Here is a 17,371-nt window from a genome sequence, read left to right on the forward strand (position 1 = left end):
GCGGAACCCGAGGTGAAGAGGAACGGGACAATGATGCGCAGCGTCCTGATGGGTCAACTGGCACGTCCCATGATTCCACTGCGCAGAAAACAGCTCGTGATGAAACGCAACGCAAGCGGTCCGCGTAACCTGTGGGAGCGGCTTTAGCCGCGAAGAGTCCAACGCGGTGCATGGCACCGGCTGCGCCGGTGTTCGCGGCTAAAGCCGCTCCCACAGGGTCCCTGCTAATGGTCAGGTCCCAATGTACCGGCAGCAGCGCCCGGCACGAGGATGACCTTGCGGCAGTCGTCCTGTTTCTGGTCGAACAACTTGTAACCCAAAGCCGCTTCTTCCAGGGCCAGACGGTGGGTGACGATGAGTTCCGGCTCCAGACGCCCGGCCTCGATATGTTCGAGCAGTTCAGGAAGGAACTTCTGCACGTGGGTCTGGCCCATCTTGAACGTCAGGCCCTTGTCGAAGGCATCACCAAACATGAAGGCGTGGATAAAGCCCGCATAGACCCCAGGCACGCTGACCACGCCGCCCCGGCGCACCGCGGCGATACTCTGGCGCAGCGCCTTGCCGCTGCTGCTCTCGATCTTCAGAGTGGTCAGTACCGTTTCGGTGGTACTGCCCTTGGCCTCGAAACCGACCGCATCGATGACGGCGTCCACGCCGCGCATGCCGGGGGTCAGGCGGATGATGGTGTCGGCCGGGTCGTCATCCTGCTCGAAGTTGATCGGCACCACGCCGTAGGCATCACGGGCAAACGCCAGGCGGTAGTCATTGTCGTCGACCATGAAGATCGTCTGGGCGCCCAGCATGCGCGCGCAGGCTGCGCTCAGCAGGCCGACCGGCCCGGCGCCATAAATCGCAACTGTCGAGCCTGAGCCGACCTGCGCATTGGTGACGGCCTGCCAGGCTGTGGGCAGGATATCCGAGAGGAACAGCACCTTGTCGTCCGGCAGGGCGGTAGGCACCTTGAACGGGCCGACGTTGGCCTTGGGCACTCGCACGAAATCCGCCTGGCCACCGGGCACGCCGCCATACAGATGGCTATAGCCGAATAGCGCGGCCCCTGGCGGGATGCCCTTCTTGTTGATGATTGCACCCCGGCCGGTGTTGGTCGTTTCGCAAGCGGCGAACTGGTCGAGTTGGCAGAAGAAACAGCTGCCGCAGGCGATCACGAAGGGAATCACCACGCGGTCACCGACCTGCAGGTTGGTTACCCCGCGGCCGGTATCCTCGACGATACCCATGAACTCGTGGCCGAAGATATCTCCCGGCTCGGTCTGTGGAATCTTGCCATGGTAGAGGTGCAGGTCGGAGCCGCAGATGGCGGTAGCGGTGACCCGGAGGATTATATCGTCCTCGTCCTGGATAAGTGGGTCGGGGACATTGTCGACCCTGACGTCCTGGGTTCCGTGGTATGTCAGTGCTCTCATTGGTTCATCTCCTGGGTCCGGGTGGTCTATGCAGGGGAAGCCAAGGAGGGAGGTAAAGTTCAGGTGGAATCATCCATCGGTAATTTTCAGTGCTACTGGCCCCACCAACATCATGAAGAACTGTCGTTGAGGTGGCATGGCATCAGGTGAAGCCGGCGCCCGGAGGAAACTTTAGCTGCCCTGCGAGGCTCAACCGTGCTCAAGCCGAGCGTAAAACCATGAACAGGAATCCAGCATTGCAAACAAGCTTTGCCCCTTCGGCCACGCCACGCCAAGCCGCGGGCTTGCTGACATCGGCCATGTTGCTGATGCTTGCCTCGGGGGTTGCGCCGCTTGATCCTGCGGATTGGTGGCTCGAAAACGTTTTGCCGCTGGCGCTTCTGCTCACCTTGGCTGCGACCAGCCGTTATTGGCGCTTTTCTCGGCATGCTTACCTGGCAATCGTGGTGATGCTGGCGATTCACGAGCTAGGAGCGCATTTTACCTATGCCAAAGTCCCCTATGACGCTTGGCTGCGTGCGCTTACCGACCACTCTCTGAATGCCTGGATGGGCTGGCAGCGCAACCAGTTCGATCGTCTGGTGCATCTGAGTTACGGCCTTTTGTTCGTCCTGCCGATCAGGGAGCTGCTCCAGCGCCAGGCCCGGTTGCGAGGCGGCTGGTTGGCGTTGTGTACTGTTTCCTTCGTCCTCGCCACATCGGCGCTTTACGAGCTGCTGGAGTGGATAGGTGGCCAATACCTGGGTGATGACCAGGCACAAGCCTTTGTCGCGACCCAGCAAGACCCTTGGGATGCACAAAAGGACATGGCCCTGGCTTTGCTTGGTGCACTTGTCACCTTGTTGATCCAGCGGGTTGGGGCAAGCAAGGTCTGGGGCAGAAGGGTAGTGAGTTTGGAGGGGGAGCACGGGTAACGGGTAGAAATAAAAGGCTTCTCCACCACTGGAAAGGCTTTTTGCAATCAGCCTGTGACCGTTGAAAATTCCTTAAGTTTCCATCGGTAAAACAATAACTTGGAGAATTTTTCCAAGTCGTGTCACTCGTCGGATTTCCATTGTAAGCCCCTGTCCAGAGCCTCAGGATCGCCTCCGTATCCCTCTGAGGCTTTCACAAATGAAGTACTCCTCGATTCTGTTGTTGTCACTTGGCCTGCTGAGCGGCGTTGCGTCGGCAGGCGGCAATACCGGAGCAGGTATAGGTGGCGCATTGGGTGGAGTATTGGGCTCGGTAGTCGGCCAGTCGATCGGCGGCAGCACCGGCTCGGCAATCGGCGCCGGCCTGGGTGGCGCGGCCGGTGGTGCGGTGGGTGCCGACAAGCACAGCCGTGGCGAGGCGGCCATTGGCGGCGCACTGGGTGCAGCTGGCGGCAACGTGGTGGGTCGCAAGATGGGCGGCACCACTGGCAGCATGATCGGCGCAGCAGCCGGTGGCGGTGTGGGTGGTGCCTTGGGCAACCACATGGGCCGGGAATACGATGACGAGAGCGGGCATCGCTACCGTGATTATGATGACGATGACGACGACCGGGGCTGGCGCCGTCACCGCCACGACCGTGGCCATCATTATGGCTGGCGCAACAATCACCGCTACGACGACTGATCCCTGCGTTACTGGCCCATCGCCGGGCTGGCCGCAGCTGTCTCTCGGCTAGGCATCATGCGTGCTCTGCTGTAGCCACTCCCTCGGGCTTGCACCCACCTTGCGGCGAAAGGTGCGGGCCAACGCAGACGGGCTTTCGTAGCCGACCTCATCGGCAATCAGGGCGATGGGGCGGCCTTCGCGCAGCCGTTTCTGGGCAAGGCTGATTCGCCAGTTCGCCAGGTAATCGGCAGGAGTGATACCCACGGTCTCGCGAAAGTGCGCAGCAAAGCTCGCGCGCGACATGCCTGAGCGGTCAGCCAACTCTGCCACGGTCCAATTGTGCTGTGGCTCGTTATGGATACCCACGAGCGCACGGGACAGCTGTGCATTGGCCAGCCCGGCCATCATCCCCGAAGCAATGCTGCGGCTGGCGATCAGATGGCGAAGTAGCTGAATCACCATCAACTCGAACAGCCGATTGAGAATGACATCCCGTCCACACTCGTCGCCGAAGGCTTCTTCGAACAGCCATTCGAGGGTGCCATCGAGGCCCTGCAATTCGCCCAACGGCTTGATGATGAAGTCCGGCAAGGCCTGGGTCAGCGGATTGTTGGCGCCACCATCGAACTGCAAGGTGGCGCACACCAACTCCGCTTCGTCTGCTTCGATCGCCAGCAACTGATGCTCCTGCGGACGTACCGCAAGTATCAGGCTTGGCTCCGCCAGCTCCATGAGCTGACCACGTTTGTCACTGAAGGTCAGGCGACCCGAACGAAGCAGGTGCGCGTGGCCGGAACTTTGCTGCCCATGAAAGCGGGTCGTTCCACAAAAACCACCGTGGTGGAAGGTGGACGCATGCAGGTTGAAGTGCTTGAGCAGTGTCGATAGTCGGTCCATTGGGCGCTCAGGTTTGGACGATCGGTTGCATAGATTCGACGATCTGAAGCCGAAAGGATAGTCGTCTTCCCTAGTATTGACTCCAGGCTTGATCGACAAGCTGGTTAATCACCCTACTGGAGAAACTACCATGACTCGTATCGCTGCTCTCTCGCTGGACCAGGCCCCTGCTGGCTCGCGCACTGCCCTTGAAGGCATTCAGAAAGGCCTTGGTTTCATACCCAACGCCTTCAAGACCCTGGCTCACTCCCCAGCCGCTCTCAATGGATACCTGGGCCTCGCCCAGGCTCTGGGCAAGAGCTCACTGAGCGCCGCGGAGCGTGAAGTGGTTGCGCTTGCCACCTCGGAAATCAATGGTTGCGACTATTGCCTGGCCGCACACAGCTTTTTTGGTGCCAAAGCCGGCTTGAGCGATGAGGCCATTAGCCAGGCGCGTAGTGGCACGCTCAGCGCGGTCGCCGCGCTGGCGCATCAGATCACCGAAAGCCGCGGCCAATTGAATGACGATCAGGTCGCCGCAGCACGCGAGGCTGGTCTCAGCGATGGCAAGATCGTGGAGGTGGTGGCACAGGTCACGCTGTTGACCCTGACCAACTACCTGAACAACATCGCCACCACCGATATCGACTTCCCGCCGTCGGCACACTAGGAGGGCAACCGACATGAGCCAAGTGACAATCTATACCACCCAACACTGCCCTTACTGCGTGAGCGCCAAGCGACTGCTGGCGCACAAGGGGGTCAGTGCCGTGGAAATCGATATCGAGGCTTCGCCGAACCATCTGGCCGAGATGCTGCTGCGATCCAGGCGCAGGACCGTGCCGCAGGTCTTTGTGGGGAGTGTCCATGTGGGCGGTTTTGATGATCTGAAACGCCTCGATCAAAAGGGCGAGCTCGAAGCACTGCTCAGTGCCTGAAGGGCTGATTCAGCGATATTTGCCTTTGGCCGTTAGCCGCCCTTGGCAAGGGCAGCTAACGGTTCAAAGCGGTCACTTGCGATCCCTGTTTCACCGACGCTTCGTTGCACTCGTCGATGATCAGCACTGAGCCGCGGCAACCTGCTTGCGTTCACCCATGGGAGAGACGCCGAAGAAACGGCTGTAGCATTTGGAGAAATGCGCCGGCGAAACGAAACCACAGGCAAGGGCGATATCCCGTACTTGCGATTCGCTGTGCAGTAACAGTTGTCGGGCGCGCGACAGGCGTAATTCAAGGTAGTACTGGCTAGGGGTACTTTGCAGGTGCTTGTGGAACAGGCGCTCCAACTGCCGAACTGAGATGTCGTTCAATTGCGCCAGTTCCTCCAGGGTCACAGGGTCTTCGAGATTGGCCTCCATGATGCTGACTACCTGGCTGAGCTTGGGTTGGGACGTCCCTAGCCGCTGTCGCAGGGGCACGCGCTGGCGCTCTTGCGAACTGCGAACGCGGTCGCACAACAGCAATTCGGCCGCATGTTCGGCAATCTCTCGCCCGCCGGGTTCGCGTGCGATCAGTTGCAGGCACATGTCCATTGATGCCACCCCACCCGAGCTGGTGTACCGGTCACGGTCAAGTTCAAACAACTGGCTGGAAATGATGATCCCGGGAAAGCGCTCTTTCAGCGCTTCGATATCTTCCCAGTGGATGGTGCAACGGTAACCCGTGAGCAGATTGGCACGCGCCAACAAATGGCTACCCGTGCAAATGCCACCCAATGCCACTTGGTCATGGGCGAGCTTGCGCAGCCAGTTCACGATGGCGCGGGTATTGTGGTCGGAGACGATGGGGTTTGGCCCTACCACAAACAGCATGTCCAGCTTGGGCGCATCCTTGATGGTGTATTCAGGCAGGATGCGCATGCCGTTGCTGGCGCTCACCGGCTCCATGTCGGCGGCGATGATCAGTGTCTGGAACATGGCCCTGCGCGCAGCCAGGTTAGCCATGCGCAAGGTCTCCACCGCAGAGGCGAACCCGATGGTGGTGAAATTGGGGATCACCAGAAACCCGACGATCTTGGGTGTGGGGGCATCGACAGGGTAACCCGTGGCCAGCGGGGAGGATCTCGGCGTAGCCATCAATACGACTCCTACAATGCAAGATGACGTGTTCAGCGCCTGTCTCCCGATACAGGCATTTTTTTGTGTAAAAGGGCTCCAAGCCTGCGGCGGCATACTACACGCAGCAATCAGGCTACAGGGTGCGCACTGGCCGATATTCGCCCCCTGTTTTCGGTTTGACGCAAAAAGGCGACACCCTGCGAACGCATAGCCTTCGCAGGGCGAAGCGGCTGAGCCAGCCTCAGGCCGATTTGGTTGCGACACGGGGCAGTGGGCGCTTCCTGGGCGAGAAGATCGAACTCATGCACACGATGGCAATTGCCAGCGCGCCGGTTGTCATTACTTCCATGCGGTGGCCGGGCATGATCAGCATCATTGCCAGAATCCCGATGATGGAGGCGACGACCAAGTAGCTCAGCCAGGGGAACAACCACATCTTGAAGGCCATGACCTCACCTCGACGAGCCATCTGCTTGCGCAGGATCAGTTGCGATACCGCGATGGCCAGGTAGACCAGCAGTGCCACGGCACCGGAACTCGCCAGCAGGAAGGAGAACACCTCGTCCGGCGCAAAGTAGTTCAACGCGGTGGTAAGGAAGCCTACAGCGGTGCTGGCCATGACCGCGACGAATGGCACACCGGCCGATGAGGTGCGCTGGAGAACGGCAGGGCCGTCGCCACGTCTGCTCAGCGAGTAGACCATGCGCGATGCGGTGTAGATTGCCGAGTTGAGGCAGCTGGCCACGGCAATCAACACAACGACATCCACGATCATCTTGGCGTGAGGGATGTTCATCAGCTCAAGGGCCCTCTGATAGGAGCCGACCTGCACCAGCATGGGGTCGTTCCAGGGCACGATCGAGACGATCAGGAACACCGAGACGATGTAGAAGATGCCCATGCGCCACACGACCGAGTTGGTAGCGCGGGTGATCTGTCTGGAGGGGTTCTTGGATTCTGCGGCGGCGATGGTGACGATTTCGGTGCCCATGAAACTGAACACCGTGGTCAGCATGGCGCCAATCACCGCTGCCATGCCGTTGGGCATGAAACCGCCGAAGTCGTTGCTCAGCTTGGCCACGCCACTGACGCTGAGGTTTGGCACCACGCCGGTCAGGGCCAGCGCACCCAGGGCGATGAAGGCCAGTACGGCGATGACCTTGAGCATGGCGAACCAGAACTCGAACTCCCCGTAGCGCGCAACGCTGAACAAGTTGGTCAAGGTCAGCAGGGCAGTAACGGCCAGTGCGAATTCCCAGGTTTCGATCGCGGGGAACCAGGCATGCAGGATTGCCGCTGCGGCAATTGCCTCGATGGGAATGACCAGCACCCAGAACCACCAGTACAACCATCCAATGGTAAAACCGGCCGAACGACCCATTGCGCGTTCGGCATAGGTGGAAAACGAACCGGTATCAGGGGAAGCAACTGCCATTTCACCGAGCATGCGCATGACCAGCACGACCAGTGTGCCGGACATGATGTAGGCCAGGATGGCCGCTGGGCCGGCCGCTGCAATTGCATGCCCCGATCCGATGAAAAGGCCGGCACCGATAGCGCCGGCTATCGAGAGCATGGTGACGTGGCGCTGCTTGAGGCCGGGGGCCAGAGTTGAATGGCTGGACATTATCATTACCCTTGTTGTTATAGATGGCGGGTTAACAGCTAATGCGAATCGTGCTCTGGTAGATCAATGCGGTGTTGTGGCGCTTAACTGAATGCCTCGCGGACAGCGTTGCTGATGCCTTCGGTGCAGACACGCAGAATCAGTTCGCCTTTCTCGCGGCTGGCGCCTTTTGGCGATGACAAGGTTCCACACGCCGGCGTGCGCTCGGCAATGATCGGGAACACATCGTAGGGGGGGAAGGTGGCTGGCGGATGATCGACGGCTCGGGTCAGGTCGACTTTCTCGGGGTGCAGGGCCAGCATCAACGAAGTCTCGAAGACGCCACCGTGTTCAATGTCCCAGCCGAGGAATCCGTCAGGGTAGAGTTCCTGGATGACCTCAGGCGCATTGACGAAGTCCCAGTAGGACAGGACCACGACCTTGAAATCGGTGATGCCGGCATAACGAAGTTCGCGCAGCGCCAGGTCGATGCCTTCCACGATGAACATGGAGTTCTCGTAGTGCCCGTTCATCATCACCAACTGACGCGCGCCGTGCCGGGCCAGCTCCCTGATGATGTCCTGGATGGTATGTGTCAGTGTTGCGCCATCCAGGCTGGTGGTGCCGGGAAAGTGGTTTCCGCCGCCCGATTTTTGCTGCGACTTGTAGCCGTAGGCCAATGCGGGGAGCACCAGGCCGTCGACATTGCGCGCTACGGCCTTGCACAGCGCGGTCGGTAGCAGTACATCTACTTCCATGCACATGTGGTGGCCGTGTTGCTCCAGGGCGCCTACAGGCAAGAATATCGGGCTGCCGGATGCAACACGTCGGGCATACTCGGGCCAGGTGAGTTCGCCAATTACAACGCTATCGTTCATCGGGTGGTCTCTCTATGTTCTTGTAATTGCAAAAGCTCGTCCGGTTTGCAGCAGTAGCAGATGTCCCAATTTGATCAGATCGCCATCGGCTGGAATTGTCAGTTTCCGACCTGGAATTGACAAAAGCTGCCGTGGCTCTATCCCTTAGGTCACGGCAGGCGTTGATGCACGAGTTCAGGGGCGGCGAAAACGTTCATGTCGGACGAACTGATTTGCTTGCCCATTCTGCCTGGCAATTAGGGGTCGAAATCTGACATATCTGGCCAAGCAACTACCGGGACAATATTACTGTTCGCAGTAGACGCTGCGTGGGTAAAGTTGGAGGTAGTACATGCAGCAATTGACCGAAGTGGGCCAGCCATTGGCAAGCACAGTGCGCATTGGTTTCCTGTTGAGTGAAGGGTTTGATTTCTATGCGTTGGCCGCCGCATTGGAGCCGTTGCGCATCGCCAATGAAGTTGCCCAGTGCGAAGTGTGCCAGTGGCAGATCATCAGCCTTGGCGGCCGGCCGTTGAAGGCCAGCAACGGCATTTCCACGGCCACCGTGGAACTGAGCCAGGCAAAACCGCTGGATATACTCATTGTCTGCCCGGGTGATGAAATGCGTTCACGCACAGGCACCCCGCACCTGCGCCACCGTGTATCGGGGCCGAAGGTGCGCTGTGCGGCAAAACAGATGACGTGGTGGTTGCCCACCGTTGACGATCACGCAGACCTGCCTGTCGGCCAGGTCAAATGTGTGCATGCACCGGCCAGTGTTTCGGAACAGGTCAAGAAGACCCTGGCTTTGTTCCCGCCGTCTACATCCCACCTGCTTGGAGTCAGCGAACTGGCAACGCTGATCGGCGTCTCGCGGCAGCTTCTCGAGCGCTTGTTCGCGCACCGACCCCACTGAATCCTCACTATCGGTTGATTGCGCTGGCGCCTCGGATTCTGCGTCGCCTTTGCGGTGTTTGGCCTCGTTTACATGGCGACGGATCTGGTCATTTACGGGTCGGGTTCGCGCAAAAAAACATTCGGCTTATCTGGTCGAATGGTCACCAGTGGCACCGATAAACAAGTTTCTCCGCTGTTAACTACAAGGAATAAAAAACATGCAAATGCCAAAAACCATTCAGATCAAGAACGGCGAAAAAGTCAAACCGACGTTCTCGCAACAGGAATATGCCAACCGTCAGTCCAAGTTGCGCACTTACCTGGCACAAAACAATATCGATGCTGCGGTCTTTACCTCCTACCACAATATCAACTACTACAGCGACTTCCTGTACTGCTCGTTTGGCCGCCCCTATGCACTGGTTGTCACTCAGGAAGCCGTCGTGTCGATCAGTGCCAACATCGATGGTGGCCAGCCATGGCGCCGTACGGTCGGTACCGACAACATCATCTACACCGACTGGCAGCGTGATAACTATTTTGTCGCGATTCAGCAGGCACTGCCCAAGGCCGGGCGCATCGGCATCGAGTTCGACCACCTGAACCTGATGAACCGGGACAAACTGGCCAGCCGTTACCCGCAGGCCGAGCTGGTGGACATCGCCGCGCCGTGCATGCGCATGCGCATGATCAAGTCGGCTGAAGAACACGCGATCATCCGCCAGGGCGCCCGGGTAGCCGACATCGGTGGCGCTGCAGTGGTGGAGGCCCTGCGTGACCAGGTACCTGAGTACGAAGTGGCATTGCACGCTACCCAGGCGATGGTGCGGGAGATCGCCCGCACCTACCCGGACTCCGAGCTGATGGATACCTGGACCTGGTTCCAGTCGGGCATCAATACCGACGGCGCCCACAACCCGGTGACCTCGCGCAAGGTCAACAAGGGCGACATCCTCAGCCTCAACTGCTTCCCGATGATCGCGGGTTATTACACCGCACTGGAGCGTACGCTTTTCCTGGACCACTGTTCCGATGAGCACCTGCGCCTGTGGGAGGTCAACGTCAAGGTGCATGAGGCTGGCCTTGAACTGGTCAAGCCCGGCATGCGTTGCAGCGACATCGCGCTGCAGCTGAACGAGATCTTCCTGGAGCACGATCTGCTGCAATACCGTACGTTCGGTTACGGCCACTCGTTCGGTACGCTGAGCCATTACTATGGTCGCGAGGCAGGCCTGGAGTTGCGTGAGGACATCGACACCGTACTCGAGCCGGGTATGGTGGTGTCGATCGAGCCGATGATCATGCTGCCCGAAGGCCTGCCGGGAGCTGGCGGTTACCGTGAACACGACATCCTGATCGTCAATGAGCACGGCAGTGAAAACATCACCAAGTTCCCGTACGGCCCGGAACACAACATCATCAAAAAGTAACTGAACCCGCCGCACAGTCACCCTGTGCGGCTTTCTCCCTGCACCGGCGATTTGCGCGGTGCGCCTGAAGGCGTGAACCGCGGTTGACTGAATTACGCCGGATATAACTGCTCCTCTATCGAAACCGTGAGTGATGAAGTCTCTGCGCCGGTGTGGAGGGTGGTATCCGTTTCGATCAGCATGACCGCACATTCTTCCTCGGCAATCGGCCGGTGTCGCATTTGCTTTGGAATCACGCAGAATTCTCCTGCGTTCAGGACAATGGTGCGGCTTTCGAGCTCGATGTGAAGCGTGCCAGAGACCACCGTAAACATTTCGTCTTCATGTTCATGGGCATGCCAGACGAACGCGCCTTTCAATTTCGCAATCTTGATGAATTGGTTGTTGACGCGGCCGATGACCTTGGGCTTCCAGTATCCGGTCAGCGTATCCAGTTCATGTTGCAGGTTGATGCTGTCCACCGTGTTGATCATGCGCGTACTTCCTTCTGCAACTCAGTCTGAGGCTTGCAATCTAGAGCGGCGCGTGGCTTTTGCGTAGCGACGAATTACAATACCGGTATTAACACTGCTAATGGCCTGGCATGAACAAGAACCACACCCTTGATCTGGCGCTGCTCAGGGCCTTTGTCGAAGTGGCGGATACCGGAAGCATGAGTGTTGCATCGGTAGGGCTGCACCTGACACAAGGGGCTGTCAGCCAACGAATCAAGCGACTGGAGGCATTTCTCGGCTGCCCATTGCTGATGCGTGACACTCAAGGCAGTAGCCTGACCTGGCAGGGGAGGTCGTTGTTGCCCGACGCTCGTCGCCTGCTGCGGATGCATGATGCATTTTGCGCCAGTGTCGGGGCCAGGGAACCAGACGCCCCGGTGCGACTCGGGCTCCCGTTCGATATGGCCGGCGCGCCGCTTGCTCCCGTGCTGAAGGCGTTCGGTGATGCCTTCCCCAAGGCCGAGGTAAAGATCTTCAGTGCTTCGTCCGTGGACCTCGACCAGGTGTTCGCCACGGGCGAACTCGATCTGGTGCTCAGCCAAGGCCCGGTTGATGTCGAGTTGGGCGAACGCCTGGCTGTTGATCAGCTGGTGTGGCTGGGCAGCGAGACCGCATCGGCACGGCGCCCATTGGCTCTGTGCTTCCTGACGGCGAATTGCGCCTTTCGCGACACCGTTTTCCGGTGTCTTGGCAAAGCAGGTATCGTGGCAAAGGCGGTATTTGAAAATGCGTCGGTCGATACCACGTTGACCATGGTTCGCAACGGGCTGGCGGTTACGCCATGGCTGCAAAGTCTCGTTCCTGAAGATATCAGCCTGGCTGCACCTGAATGTGGGTTACCGACACTGCCCGCGTTCGCCGTGCGGTTGCAGACGGTCGAGGATGCCAGTCGTTCCGTTTCTGGCCTCGCGGACATTATCCGGGAACATTTCAAGCGCTGAGACGGCTGCGTTCCTCATCACTGCGAAGCCGGTCCAAATGAGCAGTGCCAGATTGTTTGTTGACGTTGCTCCACGCCTGTGTACCCGACTGACGCAGGCCTACGGCTCTTGCGCAAGACCGTGCAGGTGCTCGCGCAGAAAGTCGATGAAGGCCATCGCCCGTGCCGAATGTCGCCGCTCGCGGCTGAACACCGCGCTGACGGGCAGTGCCGTGGCTTTGTAATCGTCAAGCACGCTTAGCACGCTGCCGCGTTCAACGTCTGCTTTGAAAAGCCATTGTGGGGAGAGGGAGATGCCCAAACCGCACAGCACCATTTCCCGAATGGCCTCGCTGCTGTTGCTGGTGACGTTGCCTGTGATGGCGATATCGAACGCGTCCGACCCCCGTGTGAAGCGCCAGCGATCGTATTGCTCCAGCAACGTGAAGCCGATGCAGTTGTGGTTTGCCAGTTCGCCAGGCTCCAGTGGCAGGCCGTGGCGTTCCAGATAGGCAGGCGAGGCGTATACCTGCCGCAGGGTGTTGCCGAGCGGTACCGCCACCAGGCCCTCGTTTTTCACTACGCCTATCCGGATCGCCACATCTATGTCCTCCATGAGCAGGTCTTCGTTGTGATCGTTCAGCCGAAGGTCAATCCGCACATCGGGATAGCGCTGCAGAAAAGTCCCGATCAGAGGCGCTATGCACAAGCGTCCGTAGCTGACCGGTGCGGCGACGCGCAGGGGGCCCGCTATCTGCTCCTGGCCACTGGCAAAGCTGCGTGTGGCACTTTCCAGTTGACCGAGAATTTCCTGGCAGTGGCGGTAGAAACGTTGCCCTTGGTCGGTCAGCGCCAGGTGGCGGGTGCTGCGGGCGAATACTGGCCCGCCCAGGTATTGCTCCAGCGCACGGACCTGCTTGCTGATTGCCGGCTGCCCCATGTTCAGCTCCCGGGCTACTGCCGAGAAAGACCCACGCTCCACGACGCGTACGAAGATGCGCATGCTGTCGAACAGATCCATTGCCACCTGGCCTCTACTGGGAATGAGTAATATGCAAATTCAGCTTCTTATCGGAATGGGTGAGGGGGCGCAACCTGTATGCATCCACTGAACAGAGGTATCCGTCATGAGTCAGACCATGCTTGCCGCCATCGCCGAGTCCGCCCAAGCCCCACTGGTCGTTCGCCGCATTCCTCGCCCGGTTCCCGCTAGAGGCCAGGTCCTTGTCAGCGTTCACGCCGCTGGAGTAAACCCGCTCGATACCAAGATTGCCTCTGGTGCAGGGGCGCATGCCCGTCAGGCGCTGCCAGCGGTGCTTGGTCTGGATCTGGCCGGTACGGTCGTCGAACTGGGCGAGGCGGTAGAGGGCTTCACGCTCGGCCAGGAGGTTTTCGGCATGGCCGGCGGAATCGGCGGGGCCCAGGGCACCATGGCCGAATACATCGCCGTGGATGCCCGGCTGATCGCAGCAAAACCGCACACTCTGGGCATGCACGAGGCAGCAGCCTTGCCTTTGGTGTTCATCACCGCCTGGGAAGGTCTGGTTGATCGAGCCAATGTCCGGGCTGGCCACACCGTGCTTGTTCACGGTGGTGCAGGTGGGGTAGGCCAGATGGCCATCCAGCTGGCGAAAGCTCGCGGGGCCAAAGTCTGTGCCACCGGTTCGGCCGGCAGCCTCGATTTCATACGTTCACTGGGCGCTACGGCGATCGACTACCAGGCGCAGAGCGTAGAGTCCTACGTCGAGCAACATACCGCAGGGGCAGGTTTCGACATTGTTTATGACACTGTGGGCGGTAGCACGCTGGATGCGTCATTCAAGGCGGTGAAGCCCTATACCGGTCACGTGGTGAGCTGCCTTGGTTGGGGCGAGCACAGTCTTGCGCCGCTCTCGTTCAGAAGCGCCACTTATTCGGGGGTGTTCACCCTGGCCCCGTTGCTCACGGGCCAGGGCCGCGAACACCATGGCGCAATCCTGCGCGAGGCGGCCAAGCTGGCAGATGCGGGGCAACTGACGATCCGGGTGGATCGGCAACGGTTCGCACTGGACGAGGTAAACGACGCCTTCCGCCAGGTCGCAGAAGGCCGCGCCAAGGGCAAGACAATCATCCAGTTGTTGAGCGAATAGAACCGAGAACGTTGAACGCCAAGGTATCCGCCGATGGGGCCGCTTTATCGAGCGGCCCCCTGACTTTGTCGTGCTGGAGAGCAGGTTTCGGGGGACGCGATTCTATGGCACACGCTGAGTGGGTCAATTGCAATCGCTGGCATGCCTTGGCAATGCACTCGATATCAGTGCTGCCAGCAGAACAAATACTGTGGAGATCCACAGACAGGCCTCCAACCCGTAAGCCTGGAATACCCAGCCGGAAAGCAGCGTACCGACCAGCCGCCCTAGCGCGTTGGACATGTAGTAGAAGCCCACATCCAGCGATACCCCGTCTTCCTTGGCATAGCTGACGATCAGGTAGCTATGCAGTGACGAATTCACGGCGAACAGCACGCCGAACAGCATCAGCCCGCCAAGCACCATCACCTGGGCTGACCAGCCTGCCGACAGGCCCACGGCGATGAGCGCCGGCAGCCAGGCAAGGGCGATCGCCCAGATGAAAGCCGCGCGACCGTCGGGCACCTGGCCGCGTTTCTTGCCAGTGATGTGGGGGGCAAGCGACTGGACGATGCCGTAGCCGATTATCCATGCAGCCAGGAAGCCGCCGACCAGCCAGAAGTCCCAGCCAAAAGCCGTGGTCAGGTACACCGGCAATGCCACGACGAACCAGACGTCACGGGCGCCAAAGAGAAACAGCCGTGCGGCCGAAAGAATGTTGATGGCCCGGCTCTTGGACAGCATGTCGCGGAACTTCGGCTTGGCCTTGGCCTTGCCCAGGTCCTTCTTCAGCAGGATCAGGCTGCCGACCCAGATCAATGCCAGTACCGTCGCCATGGCCAGCACCGCCAGGGTGAAGCCGAGCAGGGCGAGCAGGGCGCCACCAAGGAAGAAACCCACGCCCTTGAGCGCGTTTTTCGAGCCCGTCAGGATGGCCACCCACTTGTACAGGGTGCCTTGCTGGCTGCCTGGCACCAGCAGCTTGATGGAGCTCTTGGCACTCATCTTGTTCAGGTCCTTGGCGATGCCGGACAACGCCTGGGCCGTCATCACCCACGGCACTGTCAGCCAGGCTGCTGGCACCGTGAGCATCAGCAAGGCCAGCACCTGCATGCCCAGGCCGATGTTCATGGTGCGGTTGAGCCCCAGGCGGGCGCCGAGGTAGCCGCCCACCAGGTTGGTGATCACGCCGAACACTTCATAGAACAGGAACAGCGCCGCGATCTGCAGCGGCGTGTAGCCCAGCGTATGGAAATGCAGTACCACCAACATGCGCAACGCACCGTCGGTGAGGGTGAAGGCCCAGTAGTTGCCGGTAACCAGCAGGTACTGACGCACGTGTGCAGGCAGGGCTGACAACGCCTTCATGATTGCCGGTTACTCCGCCGTGCCGACCATTCGGGCCAGTTCCGCTGCGCGGTTGGCGTAGCCCCACTCGTTGTCATACCAGGCGTAGATCTTCACCTGGGTACCATTGACCACCAGGGTCGATAGCGCATCGATGATGGAGGACCGCGGGTCGGTGCGGTAGTCGATGGACACCAGCGGTCGCTGTTCGTAGCCCAGGATACCCTTCAACGGGCCTTCGGCAGCCGCCTTCAACAACGCATTTACCTCTTCGGCCGTGGTCTCGCGTGCCACTTCGAACACGCAGTCGGTCAGCGAGGCGTTGGCCAGCGGTACACGTACGGCGTGCCCATTCAGCTTGCCGCGCAGTTCAGGAAAGATCTCGGCGATTGCGGTAGCCGAGCCCGTGGTGGTCGGGATCAGGCTCATGCCCGAGGCGCGGGCGCGACGCAGGTCCTTGTGCGGTGTATCGAGGATGCTCTGGGTATTGGTCAGGTCGTGGATGGTGGTGATCGAGCCGTGGCGGATGCCCAGGTTTTCGTGAATCACCTTGACCACCGGGGCCAGGCAGTTGGTGGTGCAGGAAGCGGCGGTGACGATACGGTGCTGCGCCGGGTCGAACAGGTGCTGGTTGACGCCCATCACCACGTTCAGCGCGCCTTTCTCCTTCACTGGCGCGCAGACCACCACGCGTTTGACGCCCTGGTCCAGGTAGGCCTGGAGCACGGCCACCGACTTCATCTTGCCGCTGGCTTCGATGACCAGGTCACAGCCTGACCAGTCGGTGTCGGCGATCGCCTTGTTCGCAGTGACCTTGATGCGCTTGCCCTCGATCACCACCGAGTCGCCATCTGCCCCGGCTTCACGATCCCAGCGCCCGTGGACCGAATCGAAATTGATCAGGTGGGCGTGGGTCTCGGCGTCGCCGGCCGGGTCATTGATCTGGACGAATTCGAATTCCGGCCAGCCCCAGGACGCGCGCAGCGCCAGGCGACCGATACGGCCAAACCCATTGATGCCTACTTTGATTGCCATGGTCTTGTTCTCGAGTTGTGACTTCAGATGGATCGTTGATTTACACGCCTGGACAATTCCTCGGCCGACTCCTTGCGCTCGGAGTAGCGGTCGACGAGGTAGTCGGCGCGGTCGCGTAACAGCAGGGTGAACTTCACCAGTTCTTCCATGACGTCGACGACACGGTCGTAGTACGGGGACGGTTTCATGCGGCCCGCTTCGTCGAATTCCAGGTAGGCCTTGGGCACGGACGACTGGTTAGGGATGGTGAACATGCGCATCCAGCGGCCAAGCACGCGCAACTGGTTGACCACGTTGAACGACTGCGAACCACCGCATACCTGCATGACTGCAAGGGTCTTTCCCTGGGTCGGCCGTATGGCGCCCATGCTCAGGGGGATCCAGTCGATCTGCGACTTGAACACGCCGGTCATTGCACCGTGGCGTTCCGGCGAGCACCAGACCATGCCTTCGGACCACAACACCAGATCGCGCAGTTCCTTGACCATGGGGTGGTCATCGGGCACGTCATCCGCCAGTGGCAGCCCGGTCGGATTGAAGATGCGCGTCTCGGCACCGAAGTGCTCCAGCAGGCGCGCCGCTTCTTCCGTCAGCAGGCGGCTGAACGAGCGTTCGCGGGTCGATCCGTACAGCAGCAGGATGCGAGGCTTGTGGGTGGACTGCTGCGCGATCGCCAGTTTCTCGGCTGTCGGCAGATCGACCAAGTCGTTGTCGATGTTGGGAATGTGGTGTTCGGTCAT

The 17,371-nt window shown here is 60.0% G+C and carries 18 protein-coding genes; 8 read left to right on the top strand and 10 right to left on the bottom strand.

Annotated elements, in window-relative coordinates; translation table 11 throughout:
* Positions 1-224: 224 nt before the first annotated feature.
* Positions 225-1,424, bottom strand: coding sequence for a zinc-dependent alcohol dehydrogenase (locus tag E5221_RS12555; protein WP_013972208.1), 1,200 nt, complete (start codon positions 1,422-1,424; stop codon positions 225-227).
* Between the two features lie 218 nt (positions 1,425-1,642).
* Between E5221_RS12555 and E5221_RS12560 the strand changes: the two genes are divergently transcribed.
* Together E5221_RS12560 and E5221_RS12565 are read left to right on the top strand one after the other, a co-directional pair.
* Positions 1,643-2,338: a DUF2238 domain-containing protein gene (locus E5221_RS12560; RefSeq protein ID WP_232880842.1), complete on the top strand. Its 696-nt coding sequence runs from the start codon at positions 1,643-1,645 to the stop codon at positions 2,336-2,338.
* 199 nt (positions 2,339-2,537) lie between these two features.
* Positions 2,538-3,023 (top strand): YMGG-like glycine zipper-containing protein, encoded by a 486-nt coding sequence (locus E5221_RS12565; protein ID WP_013972210.1) that lies wholly within the window; start codon positions 2,538-2,540, stop codon positions 3,021-3,023.
* 48 nt (positions 3,024-3,071) lie between these two features.
* Here E5221_RS12565 and E5221_RS12570 read toward each other — a convergent pair whose 3' ends face one another.
* Positions 3,072-3,902: an AraC family transcriptional regulator gene (locus tag E5221_RS12570; RefSeq protein ID WP_085719756.1), complete on the bottom strand. Its 831-nt coding sequence runs from the start codon at positions 3,900-3,902 to the stop codon at positions 3,072-3,074.
* A 130-nt stretch (positions 3,903-4,032) separates the two neighbouring features.
* Between E5221_RS12570 and E5221_RS12575 the strand changes: the two genes are divergently transcribed.
* Together E5221_RS12575 and grxC are read left to right on the top strand one after the other, a co-directional pair.
* Entirely contained in the window at positions 4,033-4,551 is a 519-nt protein-coding gene (locus tag E5221_RS12575) for a peroxidase-related enzyme (RefSeq protein WP_003256746.1), read from the top strand.
* Between the two features lie 13 nt (positions 4,552-4,564).
* Positions 4,565-4,819, top strand: a complete 255-nt coding sequence (gene grxC / locus E5221_RS12580) for a glutaredoxin 3 (RefSeq protein ID WP_085719759.1) — start codon at positions 4,565-4,567, stop codon at positions 4,817-4,819.
* 120 nt (positions 4,820-4,939) lie between these two features.
* Here grxC and E5221_RS12585 read toward each other — a convergent pair whose 3' ends face one another.
* The 3 genes from E5221_RS12585 to E5221_RS12595 all read right to left on the bottom strand — a co-directional run bounded on the left by E5221_RS12585 (position 4,940) and on the right by E5221_RS12595 (position 8,422).
* The gene (locus tag E5221_RS12585) at positions 4,940-5,956 is read right to left on the bottom strand and encodes a GlxA family transcriptional regulator (protein WP_023660545.1); all 1,017 of its coding nucleotides are present in this window, start codon (positions 5,954-5,956) and stop codon (positions 4,940-4,942) included.
* 223 nt (positions 5,957-6,179) lie between these two features.
* Entirely contained in the window at positions 6,180-7,565 is a 1,386-nt protein-coding gene (gene gabP, locus E5221_RS12590) for a GABA permease (protein ID WP_039612831.1), read from the bottom strand.
* Positions 7,566-7,648: 83 nt separating this feature from the next.
* On the bottom strand, positions 7,649-8,422 hold the full coding sequence (locus tag E5221_RS12595; protein WP_013972216.1) for a creatininase: 774 nt from the start codon (positions 8,420-8,422) through the stop codon (positions 7,649-7,651).
* Positions 8,423-8,753: 331 nt separating this feature from the next.
* On the opposite strand from E5221_RS12595, the gene E5221_RS12600 reads away from it, so the two are divergent.
* The gene (locus tag E5221_RS12600) at positions 8,754-9,317 is read left to right on the top strand and encodes a hypothetical protein (protein WP_232880845.1); all 564 of its coding nucleotides are present in this window, start codon (positions 8,754-8,756) and stop codon (positions 9,315-9,317) included.
* A gap of 199 nt (positions 9,318-9,516) precedes the next feature.
* Positions 9,517-10,728: a M24 family metallopeptidase gene (locus E5221_RS12605; protein WP_013972218.1), complete on the top strand. Its 1,212-nt coding sequence runs from the start codon at positions 9,517-9,519 to the stop codon at positions 10,726-10,728.
* A gap of 92 nt (positions 10,729-10,820) precedes the next feature.
* Here E5221_RS12605 and E5221_RS12610 read toward each other — a convergent pair whose 3' ends face one another.
* Complete coding sequence (locus tag E5221_RS12610) at positions 10,821-11,201, bottom strand: cupin domain-containing protein (RefSeq protein WP_232880846.1); 381 nt, start codon at positions 11,199-11,201, stop codon at positions 10,821-10,823.
* Positions 11,202-11,311: 110 nt separating this feature from the next.
* Between E5221_RS12610 and E5221_RS12615 the strand changes: the two genes are divergently transcribed.
* Positions 11,312-12,163, top strand: coding sequence for a LysR family transcriptional regulator (locus E5221_RS12615; protein WP_232880847.1), 852 nt, complete (start codon positions 11,312-11,314; stop codon positions 12,161-12,163).
* Between the two features lie 99 nt (positions 12,164-12,262).
* Here E5221_RS12615 and E5221_RS12620 read toward each other — a convergent pair whose 3' ends face one another.
* A complete protein-coding gene (locus E5221_RS12620; protein WP_189121788.1) occupies positions 12,263-13,162 on the bottom strand; it encodes a LysR family transcriptional regulator in 900 nt (299 codons plus the stop codon).
* 106 nt (positions 13,163-13,268) lie between these two features.
* Between E5221_RS12620 and E5221_RS12625 the strand changes: the two genes are divergently transcribed.
* Positions 13,269-14,270, top strand: coding sequence for a zinc-dependent alcohol dehydrogenase family protein (locus tag E5221_RS12625; RefSeq protein WP_247847577.1), 1,002 nt, complete (start codon positions 13,269-13,271; stop codon positions 14,268-14,270).
* A gap of 123 nt (positions 14,271-14,393) precedes the next feature.
* Here E5221_RS12625 and arsJ read toward each other — a convergent pair whose 3' ends face one another.
* From arsJ to arsH, 3 genes are read right to left on the bottom strand one after another with little or no spacing between them, the layout of a single operon-like run.
* Positions 14,394-15,617, bottom strand: coding sequence for an organoarsenical effux MFS transporter ArsJ (gene arsJ, locus E5221_RS12630; RefSeq protein WP_247847578.1), 1,224 nt, complete (start codon positions 15,615-15,617; stop codon positions 14,394-14,396).
* Between the two features lie 9 nt (positions 15,618-15,626).
* Complete coding sequence (locus E5221_RS12635) at positions 15,627-16,631, bottom strand: ArsJ-associated glyceraldehyde-3-phosphate dehydrogenase (protein WP_182328735.1); 1,005 nt, start codon at positions 16,629-16,631, stop codon at positions 15,627-15,629.
* Positions 16,632-16,654: 23 nt separating this feature from the next.
* Positions 16,655-17,371 (bottom strand): arsenical resistance protein ArsH, encoded by a 717-nt coding sequence (arsH, locus tag E5221_RS12640; RefSeq protein WP_247847579.1) that lies wholly within the window; start codon positions 17,369-17,371, stop codon positions 16,655-16,657.

Origin of the sequence: Pseudomonas sp. A2 (assembly GCF_023100865.1) — a bacterium.
GTDB lineage: Bacteria > Pseudomonadota > Gammaproteobacteria > Pseudomonadales > Pseudomonadaceae > Aquipseudomonas > Aquipseudomonas asiatica.

Bases quoted from the DNA above. Each gene is read 5' to 3' on its own strand.
- E5221_RS12555 (WP_013972208.1), bottom strand. From the start codon at position 1,424: ATGAGAGCACTGACATACCACGGAACCCAGGACGTCAGGGTCGACAAT.
- E5221_RS12625 (WP_247847577.1), top strand. From the start codon at position 13,269: ATGAGTCAGACCATGCTTGCCGCCATCGCCGAGTCCGCCCAAGCCCCA.
- E5221_RS12600 (WP_232880845.1), top strand. From the start codon at position 8,754: ATGCAGCAATTGACCGAAGTGGGCCAGCCATTGGCAAGCACAGTGCGC.
- E5221_RS12575 (WP_003256746.1), top strand. From the start codon at position 4,033: ATGACTCGTATCGCTGCTCTCTCGCTGGACCAGGCCCCTGCTGGCTCG.
- E5221_RS12620 (WP_189121788.1), bottom strand. From the start codon at position 13,162: ATGGATCTGTTCGACAGCATGCGCATCTTCGTACGCGTCGTGGAGCGT.
- E5221_RS12595 (WP_013972216.1), bottom strand. From the start codon at position 8,422: ATGAACGATAGCGTTGTAATTGGCGAACTCACCTGGCCCGAGTATGCC.
- grxC (WP_085719759.1), top strand. From the start codon at position 4,565: ATGAGCCAAGTGACAATCTATACCACCCAACACTGCCCTTACTGCGTG.
- E5221_RS12605 (WP_013972218.1), top strand. From the start codon at position 9,517: ATGCAAATGCCAAAAACCATTCAGATCAAGAACGGCGAAAAAGTCAAA.
- E5221_RS12610 (WP_232880846.1), bottom strand. From the start codon at position 11,201: ATGATCAACACGGTGGACAGCATCAACCTGCAACATGAACTGGATACG.
- E5221_RS12565 (WP_013972210.1), top strand. From the start codon at position 2,538: ATGAAGTACTCCTCGATTCTGTTGTTGTCACTTGGCCTGCTGAGCGGC.
- arsJ (WP_247847578.1), bottom strand. From the start codon at position 15,617: ATGAAGGCGTTGTCAGCCCTGCCTGCACACGTGCGTCAGTACCTGCTG.
- E5221_RS12615 (WP_232880847.1), top strand. From the start codon at position 11,312: ATGAACAAGAACCACACCCTTGATCTGGCGCTGCTCAGGGCCTTTGTC.
- arsH (WP_247847579.1), bottom strand. From the start codon at position 17,371: ATGACCGAACACCACATTCCCAACATCGACAACGACTTGGTCGATCTG.
- E5221_RS12560 (WP_232880842.1), top strand. From the start codon at position 1,643: ATGAACAGGAATCCAGCATTGCAAACAAGCTTTGCCCCTTCGGCCACG.
- gabP (WP_039612831.1), bottom strand. From the start codon at position 7,565: ATGTCCAGCCATTCAACTCTGGCCCCCGGCCTCAAGCAGCGCCACGTC.
- E5221_RS12585 (WP_023660545.1), bottom strand. From the start codon at position 5,956: ATGGCTACGCCGAGATCCTCCCCGCTGGCCACGGGTTACCCTGTCGAT.
- E5221_RS12635 (WP_182328735.1), bottom strand. From the start codon at position 16,631: ATGGCAATCAAAGTAGGCATCAATGGGTTTGGCCGTATCGGTCGCCTG.
- E5221_RS12570 (WP_085719756.1), bottom strand. From the start codon at position 3,902: ATGGACCGACTATCGACACTGCTCAAGCACTTCAACCTGCATGCGTCC.